The organism is Bacillus sp. AFS017336 (assembly GCF_002555445.1).
Lineage (GTDB): Bacteria > Bacillota > Bacilli > Bacillales > Bacillaceae_G > Gottfriedia.
In genome coordinates this window covers 172719-189266 of record NZ_NUCO01000003.1, presented here as the reverse complement: position 1 = coordinate 189266, position 16548 = coordinate 172719, and the positions used below count along the sequence as shown (strand labels likewise).

At 33.7% G+C, this 16548-nt stretch carries 14 protein-coding genes; 4 read left to right on the top strand and 10 right to left on the bottom strand.

What is annotated here, in order from left to right:
• Nucleotides 1–76: 76 nt before the first annotated feature.
• From CN601_RS01465 to CN601_RS01455, 3 genes are read right to left on the bottom strand one after another with little or no spacing between them, the layout of a single operon-like run.
• Entirely contained in the window at nucleotides 77–1603 is a 1527-nt protein-coding gene (locus CN601_RS01465; protein WP_098169756.1) for a class I adenylate-forming enzyme family protein, read from the bottom strand.
• Between the two features lie 43 nt (nucleotides 1604–1646).
• Nucleotides 1647–2423, bottom strand: coding sequence for an enoyl-CoA hydratase/isomerase family protein (locus CN601_RS01460; protein ID WP_098169755.1), 777 nt, complete (start codon nucleotides 2421–2423; stop codon nucleotides 1647–1649).
• Between the two features lie 49 nt (nucleotides 2424–2472).
• Nucleotides 2473–3243 (bottom strand): 3-hydroxyacyl-CoA dehydrogenase, encoded by a 771-nt coding sequence (locus tag CN601_RS01455; protein WP_098169754.1) that lies wholly within the window; start codon nucleotides 3241–3243, stop codon nucleotides 2473–2475.
• A 333-nt stretch (nucleotides 3244–3576) separates the two neighbouring features.
• Here CN601_RS01455 and CN601_RS01450 point away from each other — a divergent pair, with 333 nt between their 5' ends.
• Nucleotides 3577–3759: a hypothetical protein gene (locus tag CN601_RS01450; protein WP_098120342.1), complete on the top strand. Its 183-nt coding sequence runs from the start codon at nucleotides 3577–3579 to the stop codon at nucleotides 3757–3759.
• A gap of 411 nt (nucleotides 3760–4170) precedes the next feature.
• Here CN601_RS01450 and CN601_RS01445 read toward each other — a convergent pair whose 3' ends face one another.
• Both CN601_RS01445 and CN601_RS01440 read right to left on the bottom strand, forming a co-directional pair.
• The gene (locus CN601_RS01445) at nucleotides 4171–7932 is read right to left on the bottom strand and encodes a S8 family serine peptidase (RefSeq protein WP_257131574.1); all 3762 of its coding nucleotides are present in this window, start codon (nucleotides 7930–7932) and stop codon (nucleotides 4171–4173) included.
• Between the two features lie 482 nt (nucleotides 7933–8414).
• The gene (locus tag CN601_RS01440; protein ID WP_098169753.1) at nucleotides 8415–8951 is read right to left on the bottom strand and encodes a hypothetical protein; all 537 of its coding nucleotides are present in this window, start codon (nucleotides 8949–8951) and stop codon (nucleotides 8415–8417) included.
• 719 nt (nucleotides 8952–9670) lie between these two features.
• Here CN601_RS01440 and CN601_RS01435 point away from each other — a divergent pair.
• Nucleotides 9671–10036: a hypothetical protein gene (locus CN601_RS01435; protein WP_098169752.1), complete on the top strand. Its 366-nt coding sequence runs from the start codon at nucleotides 9671–9673 to the stop codon at nucleotides 10034–10036.
• Nucleotides 10037–10136: 100 nt separating this feature from the next.
• Here CN601_RS01435 and CN601_RS01430 read toward each other — a convergent pair whose 3' ends face one another.
• The 3 genes from CN601_RS01430 to CN601_RS01420 form a co-directional block, all read right to left on the bottom strand.
• Entirely contained in the window at nucleotides 10137–10880 is a 744-nt protein-coding gene (locus tag CN601_RS01430; protein WP_179865387.1) for an AlbA family DNA-binding domain-containing protein, read from the bottom strand.
• Between the two features lie 144 nt (nucleotides 10881–11024).
• The gene (locus CN601_RS01425) at nucleotides 11025–11981 is read right to left on the bottom strand and encodes a nucleotidyltransferase family protein (RefSeq protein WP_098169751.1); all 957 of its coding nucleotides are present in this window, start codon (nucleotides 11979–11981) and stop codon (nucleotides 11025–11027) included.
• 593 nt (nucleotides 11982–12574) lie between these two features.
• The gene (locus CN601_RS01420) at nucleotides 12575–12946 is read right to left on the bottom strand and encodes a MerR family transcriptional regulator (RefSeq protein WP_098169750.1); all 372 of its coding nucleotides are present in this window, start codon (nucleotides 12944–12946) and stop codon (nucleotides 12575–12577) included.
• 101 nt (nucleotides 12947–13047) lie between these two features.
• Here CN601_RS01420 and CN601_RS01415 point away from each other — a divergent pair, with 101 nt between their 5' ends.
• Nucleotides 13048–13878, top strand: coding sequence for an SDR family oxidoreductase (locus CN601_RS01415; protein ID WP_098120347.1), 831 nt, complete (start codon nucleotides 13048–13050; stop codon nucleotides 13876–13878).
• Between the two features lie 450 nt (nucleotides 13879–14328).
• Here the strand turns inward: CN601_RS01415 and CN601_RS01410 are convergent, their stop codons facing one another.
• Complete coding sequence (locus CN601_RS01410) at nucleotides 14329–14760, bottom strand: AbrB/MazE/SpoVT family DNA-binding domain-containing protein (RefSeq protein ID WP_142317286.1); 432 nt, start codon at nucleotides 14758–14760, stop codon at nucleotides 14329–14331.
• Between the two features lie 297 nt (nucleotides 14761–15057).
• Nucleotides 15058–15258 (bottom strand): alpha/beta-type small acid-soluble spore protein, encoded by a 201-nt coding sequence (locus tag CN601_RS01405; protein WP_098120348.1) that lies wholly within the window; start codon nucleotides 15256–15258, stop codon nucleotides 15058–15060.
• A 307-nt stretch (nucleotides 15259–15565) separates the two neighbouring features.
• On the opposite strand from CN601_RS01405, the gene CN601_RS01400 reads away from it, so the two are divergent.
• Nucleotides 15566–16504, top strand: coding sequence for a patatin-like phospholipase family protein (locus CN601_RS01400; protein WP_098169749.1), 939 nt, complete (start codon nucleotides 15566–15568; stop codon nucleotides 16502–16504).
• Nucleotides 16505–16548: the final 44 nt, after the last annotated feature.

Genomic DNA, 16548 nt, shown 5'->3' with positions numbered 1-16548 from the left:
ATGAGGAATTGTTCACTACAACAATTCCTCTTTTCTTATAACATGAAATCATTTATTTATATCGTAATGTTTCATATTAACCTCTAAGTCTTAACTCTCTTTTTAATATTTTTCCAGATGGGTTTCTCGGTAATGAGGAGACAAATTCGATATATTTAATCCGTTGGAATTTTGCTAGTTTCTGATTACAATATTCCATCAAATGTTCTTCATCAATCTGTGATCCTTCTTTTAAAACAACAACCGCTTTTACGGCTTCTCCCCACTTCTCATCAACAACGCCGATTACTGCCGAGTCCATTACCGAATGATGTGTAAAAATAATTTCCTCAATATCTTTTGGATAAATATTCACGCCTCCGCTAATAATCATATCCTTCTTACGATCAAGCAAATAATAAAAACCATCTTCATCCACTTTCCCCATGTCGCCAGTTTTAAACCAACCATCGGCTAAAAATGAATTCTGCATTACTTCAGGTAGTTTGTAATACTCTTTAAATAAACTTTTTCCCTTAACAACAAACTCCCCTTCTTCTCCAATCCCAACATCTAGCCCCTCATCATTTACAAGACGCACCTCAAAATCCTCTAATTGATGACCTATACTGCTCGTTTTATGTAAAATGTCACGAGGGCGAAGCTGAAGAAAGAAGCTTGTTTCCGAGCAGCCAAAGTATTCCGTTAAACTTGTTTTAAATTTTTCTAAAATACGTTTTTTTACGGATTCTGCTAATGGTGCCGCTGCTGATAACAATAGTTTTAGAGATGATAGATTATAATCATCAAAGTCTGGAACCTGCAACATCACGACATACTGTGTCGGTACAAAGAATGCCACTGTAATTTTTTCATTCTGTATGATATTTAATATTTTACTTGGTTCAAATTCTCTAGTTAATACTAGTTTACAACCCGTTACCCCTATGTAAAATGAAGCTAAATTTCCGACACTATGGTATAACGGTACGGATATTAGCCAAGTATCTTTGTAATTGAAATTCCACTCCGTTGCCGACATTAAGGCGCGATAAATCATAATTTCATGTGTAATCATAATCCCTTTTGGTAAGGACGTAGTTCCAGATGAATAAATCATAGCGGCAACGTCTTTACCAGTCACATCAACATTAGGTGGTTCGATCCAACCGTGCTCAACTAAAAGCTCGTAGCTATGGTATGATGGATAACTACGACTTCCACCGACGATGATTGTGGAGCTACTAGTGACCGTATGTAAAACATCCAGAACATTTTCAAATGCTTCTAATCGTTCAGCTTCAACAATTACATGTGTAGCATCTGAACTATTCACTAATGTTCGTAAATCATTTCCTTCGATCATATAATTGATTGGTACTGCTACTGCTCCAGCAGTTGAAAGCGCATAAAAAATTTCGATCATCTCTATTCGGTTCCTCATATATACAGCTACATGTGAACCCTTTTTAACTCCTACCTCTATAAGAGAATTAGCTAAAGCATTTACTCTTTCATAAAATTCCTTGAATGTTCTTCTAGTATCCTCGTAAACTACCGCGATGTCATTTGGCTTATTTTTCGCATATATAGGTAATCGTGAATGTAAACAACCTAGCTCCATTTTCCATGTCACCCTTTACAAATGCATATTATTTTTTACTAAATTATTTTCCTTGATACTGTGGTCGTCTTTTTTCGATGAATGCTCCAACACCTTCTTTAGCATCCTCCGTTAGGAAAAGCTCTTGGAATAATTCAGCCTCTCTTTCCAATGCTTTTTGAAATGGTAATTCCAATCCTTCATCGACTGCCTTTTTAATATTTCTAACAGCGACAGGTCCATTTTTACAAATTTTCTTCGCAAGTTGAAGACCCGCTTCTAAACCTTGACCTTTAGGTACTACTCGGTTTACAAGTCCAATTTTCATCGCTTCATTAGCCGTAAGATGTTCCCCGGTGAAAAGTAATTCCTTCGCTCTTCCTTCTCCAATTAAACGCGGTAGCCTTTGAGTACCTCCCGCTCCTGGTAATAATCCTAGTGTACACTCCGGAACTCCAATCATTGCTTGCTCTTCAGCAACTCGAAGATCACATGCGATGGCTAATTCACAACCGCCTCCAAGTGTATATCCATTTAAAATGGCAATCGTTGGCTTAGGAGAAAAATCTATGCTATTAAGCACCTTATGTGTTTCCATAAACGATGCTATTAAATTTGCATTCCCTATTTTTTGTGGGAAACCTTTTATATCCCCACCTGCCACAAATGCTTTCTCACCTGCACCTGTAATCAAGATTGCTAATATACTGCAGTCAGCATTAAGTTCTGAAAATGTAGTACCTAATTCGGTAATTACCTCTGGACTCAACGTGTTCATTGGAGGATTATCAATCATTACAATCGCAATTTGATTTTGCTTTTCTACTTTAACTAATGTCATTTTTAATCACCTCATAAAATGTAATTTATTAAAATTGAATCGTTACTAATTACTTAGGTTGCATACGAATCGCACCGTCTAAACGAATAACCTCACCATTTAACATTGGATTTTCAATAATTGATTGAACAAGATGAGCATACTCACTAGGATGACCTAAACGTTTAGGGAATGGTACCATTGCACCTAATGCTTCTATTACATGGTCAGGAGCGCTATCAAGTAATGGCGTTAAAAATAACCCAGGTGCAATCGTTAAAACTCGAATCCCATAACTTGCTAGATCACGTGCTATTGGAAGTGTCATCCCAACAATTCCGCCTTTAGACGCACTATATGCAGCTTGTCCAATTTGTCCCTCGAATGCAGCAACAGAAGCAGTATTCACGATCACGCCTCTTTCTCCACTTTCATTCGGTTCGTTTTGCGCAATAATTTCTGCTCCTAAACGAATAACATTAAACGTTCCGATTAAATTTACATCGATTACCTTTTTAAAGACTGCTAATTCAAATGGCCCATTTTTACCAAGCGTCTTTTGAGCAGGTCCAATTCCAGCACAGTTTACTACAGCAGTAATTTTCTTAAACTTTTCTACAGCTTGATTTAAAGCAAATTTTACTTCCTCTTCCTCAGCAACATTCGTTTTTATAAAAAGGACATTATCAGAACCAAGCTCTTCAACTAAGCTATTTCCTCTTTCAACGTTCAAATCAAGAATTAGCGCTTTACCTCCATTTGCTACCGTATTTCTTAATGTCGCTTCCCCTAAACCTGACGCTCCACCTGTAACCGCAACAACACTATTTAATAAATCCATATTTACACACTCCATTTTTGTATTTTTTACTAAACCCCTCTGACCAATAAAGAAAACCCTCCTACAAAAAAGTATCAAGCTATACTAAACTTGATAGCAATAAGTGTGCCAATTAATGGAATGGTAAAAATAGTGATGTTCCGTAATATCCATTTGCAATTTTGTCTAATTTTCATGACAAAACCTGAATTTTTGTCTCAATAAATACATATCTGTCTTTTTTTCAATACAGTCGCACGTTATTTAATAAAAATTAACAAATAATTTATTTATAGTTTCAATCAAAAAGGATATACTTAAATTATCAAATCCCTATAATAGGAGGAATGAAAAATGAACGAAACAGAATTAAAGGAATATCGTACAAATGTCATTTCATCACTAGAGGAAGAAATTGTTTACTATCAAAATCTAATTAAACTAACAAGACATAGCAGACTGAAAGAAAGCCATACATATAATCTTAAATTCATGCAAGAATTATTGGATGCTGAAAAAGCTGACCAAGGTATTTAATTATTACGGGGCACCTTCTACTTGGAGGGTGCCTTTTTTATGTGGGGAATATCGTGTTATTTCGAGTTTCTTCGTTTATTTAGGTGGTTTGATGGGGCACTTTGATCATAACTGAGCCGTTTCACTCGTTAATTGTGCAGATTTCATTGATAATTAAGCCACTTCGACCGTTTTTCATGCCATGTTTACATACTATTTATGGTTTTATCCCTTAATAAACTCCGTAAAAGTAATTTATCAACGGCTATTAGCAATATATCAACGAAGAATAGTATTATATCAACGAGTTTTATTGTTATATCAACGAAGTTCACAACTTTATCAATATTGTTCAAATAGTGTTCGTAATTTTTATTCAACGTAAAAGAAAAGCACCCCCCTAAAATAGGAAGGTGCCCTCTCACATTCTACTTATTTCAATCCAAAAGCCTTAATTACATCTTGATTAATACTATTACCTGCATCATCCCAAGCGCTAGCTCTTAAAGATACAGATGTTGCCTTTTTACGATTTTCGATTCTTGCTTTCCATCCATCTTTTTCACGATTTAGATCAACAATTTCCCAAGTCTTGCCTTCGTCATATGAAACTTCTAGCGTTGCACCTTTGATTTTACCGTTTCCTGGTGCACCTGCTACAGGGACTGCTTTTAAGTCTAAATCGATCCAACGACCTGATTTTGCATCTCCATTCATGTCAGTATCTACGTTATAATCTAGTGAGATTAATGGAAGATCTGTTTTATATTCTTCTTGTTGCTTAGACCAGAATGTCCACTCTGTATGTGTTTTAACAGATTTATCGAAACGTGCTGGGTCGCGCCAAGCATCACTTACTACTTTATACTGAGTATTTGCAGTTGGGAATTCAGTAAATGCGTAAATTGCTTGTCCATCTGCTGCCTTAATCAGTTTAGAACCTTGATATAGTTTTAGAGTTTGTGAACCTGGATAATTTGTTTCTGAACCTGTAGTTCCTACTCCAGAATCAGCCCATGCAGGAATGTTGATGACTAAGTTGTTTCCTGTACGATACGGCTTCCAGAAACCATCACCTAAACGCGGACGAGCAACTGGCGAGAACCAATCTTCATCAAGTGTTTGTCCTGGTTTGTATGTTGCTAGTGGTTGACGTACTTCCCAAGCAGCATCTAATACGCTAGCTTGATGGTACCATGATGTACCTTTTTGAGTAGAAACCCATTCAGTTCGAACTGATGGTAAGTCTAATTTAAATTGGTAACCAACACCATTTGTTCTGTAAGATGGGATATCCCAACGGAATTCCCCGCCTGCTGTCGGACGATCTGATTTATACTGAGCATTAATTTTTGCAAGTTCATTTGCTTTAGGTGAATAAGTTAAATCATTTGGAATTGCATTGTCATGGTTATCAACTAGATCGTAAACGTATTTCGTATTAGGAGTACCCTTTACGTCAATTTTCGCTTTTTTAGATTTAGCAGCTTCAATCAGTTTTTTACCTTCTGTTTGACTAATTGCTACAACCGAAATAGGAGAATCTGAAAGTGAAAAATCTTCATTTTCAATACCGACATATTCACTAAGTTCTTTCGGCCCATCATTTACTGTAATAACTAATTTTGCACCTGCTGCGTATGCTGCTGCAGCACGCTCTGAACCAGTTACTTCATCACTTCGATCAACGATAACTGCTTTCCCTTTAACATTTAATCCTTTATAGTCTGCTGGTGCACCTTTACCTGCATAAACAGCGTCTAAGTTGTATTTTCCATCTAGTAATGTACTTCCAGCTTGTGGAATTTCGTCTAATTCATTGCCTTTGAAATTAATTGTCATGTAAGGTTCAATCAATCTCCAGCGAGTGTTAAATGCAAATTTTCCATTTTTAACTTTCTTAGTTGGCTCAGCATACATCTTATCAACTGTAACTGGCATCACATAAATATCGCCAACACTATTACCATCTACTTCACGGTAATATTCCATTTTTCTAAAGCTTGCTTCTGTTTTATTTGGTACGTTTGCTGTAATTTCATTCGCTTTACGTGCATCCAATGTAACAGTTTGAGGTCCATTTAAATTAATTTCTGGGTTACCGACAAGAGCAACACCAGCATGATCTGTTTCAGTATCAACATCCATCATTGACATTGCAGAGTAAGTTCCTGGTTTTAGACGTAATTCTGTAGTACCGTCAATTGCAACAACCTCTGGAACTCCATCTGGGCCAAGTAGAGTAATATACGCTAGAGTTGGGTTACCATCGCGACCAATTGCTTTTAAAGTAAGTGGATATCTTTCCTCTTCTTTAATCATAGCTAATTGTGTATGCACAACTGTTTTACCATCAACATTTGCAGAAATTTGACCTTGGTAACGAGAACCACTAGCACCAGCATTCGGATCAAGTGTTACTGTCACTTTTGCACTACCTTTTGCTGGAACAGTAACCTTATTTGTTGAAAGTTTAAACAAACCACCAGGAGCATCTGCATCGTTATTATCGGTAATCTTCGCTGAAAGATCTAACGTTACTGCCTTATCGCTATCATTTGTGTACGTAATTGTTTTCTCTTTCGATGCATCATTATCATGAGGCCAAGCATAGAAACCAAAATCAAGTGAACCTGTCGCCCGTAAATCACCTAAAGTTGCTGCTGCAACATCAAGTCGTCCAGTACCACCTTCAAATGGCTTAATATAATCAAGTTTTTTAGTTGTACTCATTAATGCATCTTTCAATTGAGATCCCGACCAATCAGGATGACGTTGTGAAAGAATTGCAGCTGCCCCAGCCACATGTGGTGTTGCCATCGAAGTACCACTCATAGAAAGATAAGATCCACTACCTTGAGTTGAATACTGAGAACGTGCAGCAGTTATGTCTACACCCGGTGCTGTTAAATCAGGCTTTAACCCGTCACTTCCAAAACGTGGACCTTGTGATGAGAAATAAGCAAGATTATCAGACTTATCAACTGCTCCAACCGTAAGTGCCGCATCCGCTGCTCCTGGTGCCCCTATTCCTTCGCGACCCGTATTACCTGCCGCAATAACAAACAGTGAGCCCGTCTCAGCACTTAAATTATTAACAGCTTGAGACATCGGATCAGTGCCATCACTCGACTGATCACTACCTAAACTCATACTTACAACCTTGGCATTATGTGCTGCCCATTCCATCCCATCAATAATCCATGAATCAAGACCATAACCATCATTACTTAACACTTTTCCTACTAGTAAGCTTGCTCCTGGAGCTACACCTTTATATTTTCCGCCTGATGCCGCACCTGTACCTAGTACAGTCGATGCAACGTGAGTTCCGTGTGCATGAAAATCGCGAACATCTTCACCAGGGACAAAGCTTTTTGTTTCTTTTATTTGACCTGCTACATCAGGATGCTGAGCATCGATCCCTGTGTCAAGAACTGCTACTTTTACACCTGCTCCATTGTATCCAGCATTCCAAGCAGTAGGTGCTCCAATTTGTGGAACACTTTGTTCAAGAGTAGCCTTAACACGTCCATCTAACCAAACTTTTTCAATTCCCGGTGTAACTAATGATTTTGTAGATTTCGTAGAACTTGCAGATGGTATATTTTTCTTAACATCTTGCCAGAACTCTTTCGAATCCTTCTTATCAGCAGATAGTGCTGCTCCATTAATACTTTCAAGTTCATGTGTTTTCTTTGAAGCTTTTAAAGTTGGCTTCACTGCAGAACGAGCTTTTGACTCTGAGTATTGTACAATAACAGGTAAAGTCTTTTGAGAAGCATCGTCAAAACCTTCCGCAATTAATTCAGTAATATTGAATAAATTTCGATCCAATGCACCAGAAGCTAAATAAGGCATTGCTTGTTGCGGAATTACATATGTATCCTTGTTAATCGTCATGATGTGCGAACCACCACTAGCTTTATCTGCTGGCTCAACACTAATCACACTTTTTCCATCCGCAAACTCAGTTACAGTTACAACATCTCCAGTAATAAGCGTAATCACATGTTTCCCCGTACTTGCTTTTGCGTTAATCCCTTGAACATTCGTTTCAACAGAACTACTATTTGCTGAATTTAAACTCACATTGCTTGTCCCAGCAGCAAGCGCTTGAAAAGTCGGAACAGCAATAAGGGCTGTCGTCATCATCGCAGTAACATACTTATTTAACTTAGGCTTTCCTGTCATCTTACACTCTCCTATTCTGATAAAATAAAAAAAGCGACTTCTAATATGAATCTATTAAAAACGATTTTAATGTTCATATTTAAACCACTCTCAAAAAGCACTCTACATTATCAAAATATAAAGAATATTCAATTATTGGTCAATTGGGTTATTAGCGTCCTGATTTATCAACGTTTTATTAAAACACTCTAACAGTTTTAATCATTTTCAAATGTAATTAACCCAATTTTTTTCTCAAAATAAATTGATAGAAATTAACTTTTCAAATTCATATTTAGTTAAATACACCTACAAATAGATCACTTAGAATACTATTAATAGAAAATATATACCTACAACCATTTTACTATGATTAATAGGAAATCACCAAAATACCATAAGAATTCATGAGTAAATATCTAGAATATAATGCTTTTAGCAATTATTAGTGCAAATTAAAAAGCCAAGGTTCTCCCTGACTTTTGGCCTTCCAATTAGACTACTTATTTCAACTTTCTCTTAAAAGTAAAACCCGTAGTTATTAAACACGAAATAAAAGCTACTACCGAAACTATTATCCCCATTAATAATCCTATTGAACTCATAATCAGATCTTCACCTTCATATGAAGGTTTTAGAGTTACTAACCAATAAATAAACAAAAATGACAATACTGCATAAAAACTACTTCCGATTATACTCATTTTTAAACGGTTTCCATTTGTACCCTGATATGCTTTATTCACGATCATCCACAAAAGAAAACTTCCGACGACAGCCAAAACCATAACTAGCAAATGCATAAAAGGAATTATGAGAAACCCTAAAATGAAGTGAATAAGCAGTGTAATGAAAAACAATGCTGCATTCATAACAAATAAGAAAAATCCTGCTTTCCAATAGTTTTGAAACCAACTAGAATTTTTCAATTTTATGACCAGTTTTTGATTTTCGTCAATTATAACTGATAGTTGATCCTTCTTAAACTGAATTATGATCACGCCAATTAAACCCATTAATAAAAATAAAGTCAATGACACTTTACCTCCAAATTTGCGACTTCTTTTACATAATCATAAAATGAAATATATTCCAGAAGTTAAGCAAACTATGAATTTAATGTGAAAAATAAAAATAGTTAAAACCGCGATTGTACCGGTATAACATAATTCTTTCACAAAAATATAACAAACATAAAAATTAAGCTCTAATAATTCGACTATGATAAAATATAAACATCGTTTTGATTTAGAATAGTAGAAAGGAAATTATTTGATGGAATACAAAACATGGCTCATTTTTCACCGATCCGTTTTTTATTTCTGAGTTCATTATTGATGTCTATAACCACATACACATTAATTTACTTCGAGCCAAATCAACCACCAGAAACTATAGGATTCTCTACTTTTGAAAAAGTAATTTCTTTACCTCTCTTCTTTACTTTATTATTATTTCCCATCGCTTTAATTGTTTGTTTATCCTCTTACATGCTCTGTTCTATAATCAAACATCTTGTAAAAAAGAAAAATATTCTACTTGATATTTTCTTAACGAGTATCATTTCATCAATTATTCTATTACTATTGTCAAAAAGTATATTTCATATATTTTTAGATACAAATTATGATTTTATCGTTAATCCATACTTTTCAGTTGTGCCGTTTATTGGTGCAATTACAATGGTATTTTTTGAGAATTTGAAGTTCATACTAAAGCAATAAAATTTCTCACATCATATTATTAAGGAGTGGTATTTATGAAAATAAAAATACTAGTTTTATTCATGACAATACTGTTTACTCTAACAGCTTGTAATAATCAAAAGAAATACGATGCCCAAATCAATCAGGTTATTAAGCTCGAAAACATTTATCAACATAATGAAATGAAATTAAAAGATACAAAAAAAATAAAGAGATCAGAAATTGCTATTGTATTCTATAAAAATGGAAAATATATAAATCTAATTTATGATTTAAATAAGTCGAATCAAATTGATTGCTTTTACAAAAAAACAAATGGTTCAAATTATATACGCTATTTGAATACTGATAAAGAGATTGAGAAGGCAGAAAAGGATTTACGAAAAGATGATTACCTTGAAAATACTGGAAGAAAGTAGTTTATAAACAAATAGAAGTACAAAATAAGGAATGAAGATAAACAAGTACTGCCCTGTTATCTTCATTCCTATAATTTTAGTATTCTATTCTTAATCTCCATCACTCAATATTACTAACCTCCAACACAATCTCAATCTTTCGCTTCTTTTTTTCAATCATTTTAGAAATAAAGTCACTAAAATCCTCTTTATTATTCTTTTCGTTTTTTCTTGTCTCTCCACTAATTGCAGCGATTCGGTAAAGAACTTTCAATTGTTCCATATGTTCATTTAGACTCATGTTTGATAAATCTTCATACTGCTCAATTAACCTTTTTCTAAAAATAATTTCTAAGTCATCGCTAGTGGCAGTTTCATTTGAAGTGTTTTTTCTAATATAGATTTTATCTGTAAATAATTTATCTGAACCTCTTTTAGCGATAAAAGGAATATAACGATTTTGTTCGGGGATGTAAATAATGAAGAAGGTTTTGCCACTAAAGTATCCGTACATTTCATTTTCGTCGTAATCAATTTGTTGAAGGTGATAAGTTAAAATAGAAGGTAAATAACCATTTAATTTTCTTTGAAAATCAGTTGGGTCCTTGATCTCTTCTTTGAGAATTCCTACTGGATGATTATCGTCATTTACGCCAAAAATGATTGATCCTCCACCAGAGTTCGCCATTGCGATAATTAATTTAGCGATTTGATCCTCTCTAACGAATGTTTCTTTAAAGTCTAATGCATTATTTTCGCCAAATGATTGTTCAATCAGATTTTTAAGCGAAGCAATATCGAAATTCTTATCAGCATAATTAAACGTATTTAGAAATTCCTGCTTATAAATCGGCCTTTTAACCATCATTCCACCTAGTCTCATATTTTTTAAAATCTAAACTAGACCTGTTATTACATTTAATGTTAGAAAAAAAGAAATGGCACCTATAAATTCCAGAAATTTTTTGGTAAATGAATACAAAAAAACCAAAGCATTTTAGCTTTGGCTTTAAAAGTCACTAGGAAATATTCTTTGTTTGAAATGATATTCAACCGAACGATTATTGAACAGATTACTATAATTTACTTTAATCTTCTTAACTTCTAATTGTTTAATTTTCTCTTCTAATGAAAGCTTATCCGATTCGGTTAATTTTCCATCTTCAGACAAACTAGTAATTTCATCTAATAATTCTTGAATTCTTTCATCACGATATTCTTTTTCTTCGTTTTGTTGGTATATCGTCATTTTAGTATGAAGGATTGAATTGACTAATTCATCTGCTCCACCCGAAAGCCTATTTAAGATTAATAGCTGTTCATTTAAAATTGCATTATCCAAGTCATAAGGATACCTTAATTGATGATCAATTTCGCTCCAGCCTTCTTCAAAAATCGTTCTTACTTGAATTTCAGCTAAATAGTTTACTTTAGTCATCTGCGACTTGATCACATAATGCCATGAGCGATATCCGGCATCATGAACTAAAAACTGAAACTTTTCTTCTTCAATATGCTGCTCACTCGTCATATCGCCCAAGCGATGGTAAATGGTCGCTTTTTCATGTAAATTCCAATTTTGCCTAATTGTTTTATCTATATCCGCTGCTTGATATTTATATAAATGTAATGCTCTTATTCCAATCAAATCCGTAATTTCAGATTTATAATTCGAAACATTTATTTCATATGCAGGATCAGATTTCTTACCTTTTATCGTCTTTCGAATAATTTTCTCAATTAAATGGTCAGGATATTTAATTCTTGATTTAACTGTATGTATTTCAGGATTTTTACGAAGTATTTCTGAAATAAATGTAGCCACAGTCTCAAGATTCGGTATTTCTGATATGTATTCTTTGTATATTTCAGTATATGTAGACCAATCCAAGCTATAATGTTCAAAATCTTGTTCATCTATTTTATATTTTTCAAAGAAATGTTTTTGATTATCTATTAGGCCCATTCATTTTCTCCTTCTAACATTGCATAACCATATCCTACCATATTTATGACAGAATCATACTTTTTCGATTTAATTCTCTGTTAAAAAACCCAAAGACATAATCCGCCCAAATTACGCGTGAAAACGATGTAGATTTTTGTTTTATTTTGTCGATTAAAGTCTACGAACTATGAAATCATTGATTTAATAAGAGCAAAATAACCCGGTTGACCATGACGTTGAGCTAATAGATAATATTCCTTAGATGTGGCCCATTAACATTAAAGTATACAGTAGTTTTGCATCAGGAAATGCATAGTTACTTAGTTGGAAATATAACTTTAATTTAAAGACATTTGATATGAAAGGTGAATACTAATAAAATTTAAAAATGATGTAGAAGTTCAATAATATTTTAGAATTAACCTGTTACTATTTTAAAACGATAAACTTAGAAAAGGATTATTTTTCTATTATTTTAATCCTTTATAAGCTAATACATACTTTAGATACATAATCGACTATTTGGTCGATTTTTTATTGTGGAAAACGGCGATACAACTCATTTTTAATCCGATAGACCATATTTAATTTATTATTTTAACTGATTAATATTATGTCTTTTTAGGCTTATCCAATGACTTTCTATATTCTAGCATTATATTTAGTGTAACAAGCATTTGATCATATTCATTTCGCATCCGTTCGATCTCTGCTATTTTTTGAGAAATCCATTCAATTCGCTCTTCATTAGTGCGAGTATTTTCATCCTTATCCTGTAATACTTCCTTTAATTCAATTAAAGAACAACCCACATTCTGAAACTTTTTTATGAGTTTCAGCCGTTCGATCGCTTCGTCTGTATAGTTACGATAGTTATTATCTTCTCTTTGTACGTGACGATTGTCCAACAATCCTTCCTTTTCATAAAAGCGAATAGTGTGAACTGTTAAACCCATTTTATTAGCTAACTCATTAATCCTCAATTTATTTCCTCCTAAACGTCTTGCCTTAGAGTCAACTCTATAGTTTATACTACATTTGTTCAATCGATACTACAACTCAACAATTTAAGGAGGATCATCTTATGAAAATATTTGTAACTGGAGCAACAGGCTATGTCGGTACTGCTGTTGTACAAGAACTAATTAGTGTAGGTCATAAAGTTGTCGGGTTAACTCGATCTGAAAATGGTGCGGCGAAGCTAAAAGAAGCTGGGGCTGAAGTGCATCGAGGTGATCTTAACGATCTTGAAAGCATTTATAGCGGTGCCGTTGCTTCTGACGGTGTAATCCATCTAGCGTTTAATAATGACTTCACAGATTTTGCTAACTCGCTAAAAACTGATTTAAGCGTCATCGAGACAATCGGAAAAGCATTAGAAGGAACTGGAAAGCCATTTGTGACCACTGCTCACTTCAACGGAACTGCATCGGATAATGCAGTGATTGCTCTAGGAAATAGAGGTGTAAGATCTTCAGTCGTGTCACTTGCTCCTTCCGTACATGGTATTGGTGACAAGGGCTTTGTTCCTGGTTTAATCAATATTGCACGCGAAAAAGGTTTTTCTGCCTATATCGGTGAGGGATCAAATCACTGGACAGCTATTCACCGACTTGATGCCGCACGTCTGTACCGCCTTGCATTAGAAAAAGCTCCTGCCGGTATACTTCTAGATGGAGTGGCAGATGAAGCAGTGCCATTTCGTGACATAGCAACTGTCATCGGTAATAAACTAAATCTACCAGTTGTCAGCATTTCACCAGAAAAAGCAATTGAGCACTTTGGATTTCTAGGTACGATCGCTTCTGTCGACATCCCTAGATCAAGCGTACAAACTCAAGAACTTTTAAATTGGCAACCAATTCATCCAAGTTTACTAGATGATCTTGAAAATGGTCACTATTTTAAAAATTGAACGATATAAAATAGATAAAAACTCGCTAGATTGATAAGCTTTCTAGCGGGTTTTTTTATCTTGAATTGCAACCTATTATGTTCGAAATACAATCCCCAATACGAACAAACGAGCTACCATCCAGAGATTCTCCAAAAAAATTCATAAATTTTCAAAAAAAACTTCTTTTAATAGAATAAGTGTTCGTGTATAATAAAAACATCCAAACAAAACAGAACATACAATCCTAATAAAAAGTGGAACAAAAATCGAACAAAAGGAGATGTGACAAATGGAAATTATCATTTTATGTAGTGTCTTATTATCTTGGTGCATTTTAGAAGGTTTTAACAAATTTGTAGTAAATCGATGAGAACGAAGAAAGGAAAAAAGTTTGAATATTACTGCCTAAACAGAATCAATTAAAAAAGTGCTCTTCATCTTTGAATAAAGAGCACTTTTAACGTTTTTTTATTTAGCTATGAATTCTTGTAATTCTTTAATAAGTATTTCTGCACCATTTTTACTAACTATAATCTTGCCGCTATCAAACGAAAAATTATTTTCATCAACAACACCAGTTACCATACAAGCATTAGATGCAACAAATTGTTTAAGGATAATTTTATCTTCATCTACGAACACCTCAAAGGGTTCATATTTATTTAGGTTTAACATATTTCTTAATTCTTTTGGTAGGACAATTCTTCCTAAGTCGTCAAGTCTTCTGACGATACCACTTAGCCCTGAAGTTTCATCATACTTCGTAAGAATAATCATCCCGTCTTCAAAATGAATTTCAAATGGAGCGTTATTCCCTAAATTCATTGTAATTCTCAGTTCTTTTGGTAGAACGATTCTACCTAGATCATCTAGCTTTCTAATAATTCCAGTTGATTTCATACTTGCAACTCCCCATTTATTTCTCTCTCTATTTTTATATGCTCAATATAATTATTGAGTTTAGTATAATAATACCAAATTATTTTAATTTTCTCTCTACTTATATCGACTCATTTTTTTTAATATTAATACAAAATAGAAAATATTTCATTGATTTTTTAATAATTCTGTCAAACTCTTTTATTATTAACAAATTATGGAAAAAACTTAAGAATTAACTCATTAAATCACATAAAAAAAGAGTTAATCAATGAGTAATGAATTACCCCTAATCAACTCTTCCTTAATTTAATACTATTATCTTGAATATCCACCGAGACTTTGTTCAGCCATTTGAACTAAACGTTTTGTAATCTCTCCACCTACTGAACCATTTGCACGAGACGTTGAATCTGGACCTAAATGTACTCCAAATTCTGTTGCAATTTCATATTTCATTTGCTCAATTGCAGATTCAGCATTTGATGAAACGTATTGATTTGAAGATCTGTTTGCCATGATATGTAGCCCCTTTAATTAATATATTTTCTGATATATAAACTATCAGATTGCTGTTAGTATTTCATATTGAATTTAAAATATTCATCAAATACTTATTTCTATAACTTATTGAATGTTTCAACCTAAATTAAGCATTCATCTAAGACTTGAGATATTAAATTACACTGCAAAGATTGTCATTTTATTTCCCAAAAAATAAAATGATTGTTAATTGTCATTGAATCTATGATTTATCACATTAAATAAAACTTTCCATATATTATATTAAGATATTTTATATTTTCTGAAAGGTAGGTGTAACAAAATGAAATTAGATGGCATCTTTGAAGGTGGAGGAGTTCGAGGTATTGGACATGTTGGTGCTATTTGTGCATTAGAAGAATCAGGATATGAATGGGCACGTTTAGCTGGTACTTCTGCAGGCGCAATTGTAGCTGCTCTTCTAGCAAGTGGTTATACTGGAAAAGAATTAAAAGTAATTATGGAAAGCCTTGATTATAAGAAATTTATTACAAAAACATGGTTACACTATTTACCCTTAATAGGATTAGCTTTAAATGTCTTATTTAAAAATGGATTATATAAAAATGACTTTGAAGAAGAATGGTTGGATTCTTTATTATCTAGAAAAGGTATTCGCTTTTTCGATGATCTAGAAGAAGGAAAACTAAAAATCATTATCTCTGATATTAGTAATGGCAAAATGGTAGTTTTACCTGATGATCTACCTGAATATGGCTTAACTACGAAAGATATTACGATCGCTCAAGCAGTTAGAATGAGTGGTACAATCCCCTTTTTCTTTCAACCAATTAAATTAAAAACTCCTAACTTTAATTACCCAATTTTACTCGTCGATGGCGGTATACTAAGTAATTTTCCAATTTGGATTTTTGACGACCATCAAGATTGGCCAACATTTGGTTTTCGTTTAATAGATGATGAAATTATCGGTAAACCGCTAGAAGGCCATAACCCTATCTCTTTTTACAAATCTATCTTTGTAACGATGAGACAAGCACATGATCTACGACATCTAACAGCAGAAGTAAACGAACGAACAATAAAAATCCCTACAGGTGACATCTCAAGCACTGATTTTTATTTAACAAAAAAAGAAAAAGAAGCACTTTTCACAAACGGTTACCAGGCAGCTAAAAAATTTCTTACTACTTGGGATTTTGAAAAGTTTAAACACGTTTATCCTTCCGAGCCCATTTGTAATAAAGTAAATAGTTTTTAATATCTAAAAAACGTAATCCTTTCTAGATATTCATAGAAAGGATT

Bases quoted from the DNA above. Each gene is read 5' to 3' on its own strand.
- CN601_RS01435 (WP_098169752.1), top strand. From the start codon at position 9,671: ATGAAAATAAAAATACTAGTTTTATTCATGACAATACTGTTTACTCTA.
- CN601_RS01460 (WP_098169755.1), bottom strand. From the start codon at position 2,423: ATGACATTAGTTAAAGTAGAAAAGCAAAATCAAATTGCGATTGTAATG.
- CN601_RS01450 (WP_098120342.1), top strand. From the start codon at position 3,577: ATGAACGAAACAGAATTAAAGGAATATCGTACAAATGTCATTTCATCA.
- CN601_RS01465 (WP_098169756.1), bottom strand. From the start codon at position 1,603: ATGGAGCTAGGTTGTTTACATTCACGATTACCTATATATGCGAAAAAT.
- CN601_RS01405 (WP_098120348.1), bottom strand. From the start codon at position 15,258: ATGGCAAACAGATCTTCAAATCAATACGTTTCATCAAATGCTGAATCT.
- CN601_RS01425 (WP_098169751.1), bottom strand. From the start codon at position 11,981: ATGGGCCTAATAGATAATCAAAAACATTTCTTTGAAAAATATAAAATA.
- CN601_RS01455 (WP_098169754.1), bottom strand. From the start codon at position 3,243: ATGGATTTATTAAATAGTGTTGTTGCGGTTACAGGTGGAGCGTCAGGT.
- CN601_RS01445 (WP_257131574.1), bottom strand. From the start codon at position 7,932: ATGACAGGAAAGCCTAAGTTAAATAAGTATGTTACTGCGATGATGACG.
- CN601_RS01430 (WP_179865387.1), bottom strand. From the start codon at position 10,880: ATGGTTAAAAGGCCGATTTATAAGCAGGAATTTCTAAATACGTTTAAT.
- CN601_RS01415 (WP_098120347.1), top strand. From the start codon at position 13,048: ATGAAAATATTTGTAACTGGAGCAACAGGCTATGTCGGTACTGCTGTT.
- CN601_RS01410 (WP_142317286.1), bottom strand. From the start codon at position 14,760: ATGAAATCAACTGGAATTATTAGAAAGCTAGATGATCTAGGTAGAATC.
- CN601_RS01400 (WP_098169749.1), top strand. From the start codon at position 15,566: ATGAAATTAGATGGCATCTTTGAAGGTGGAGGAGTTCGAGGTATTGGA.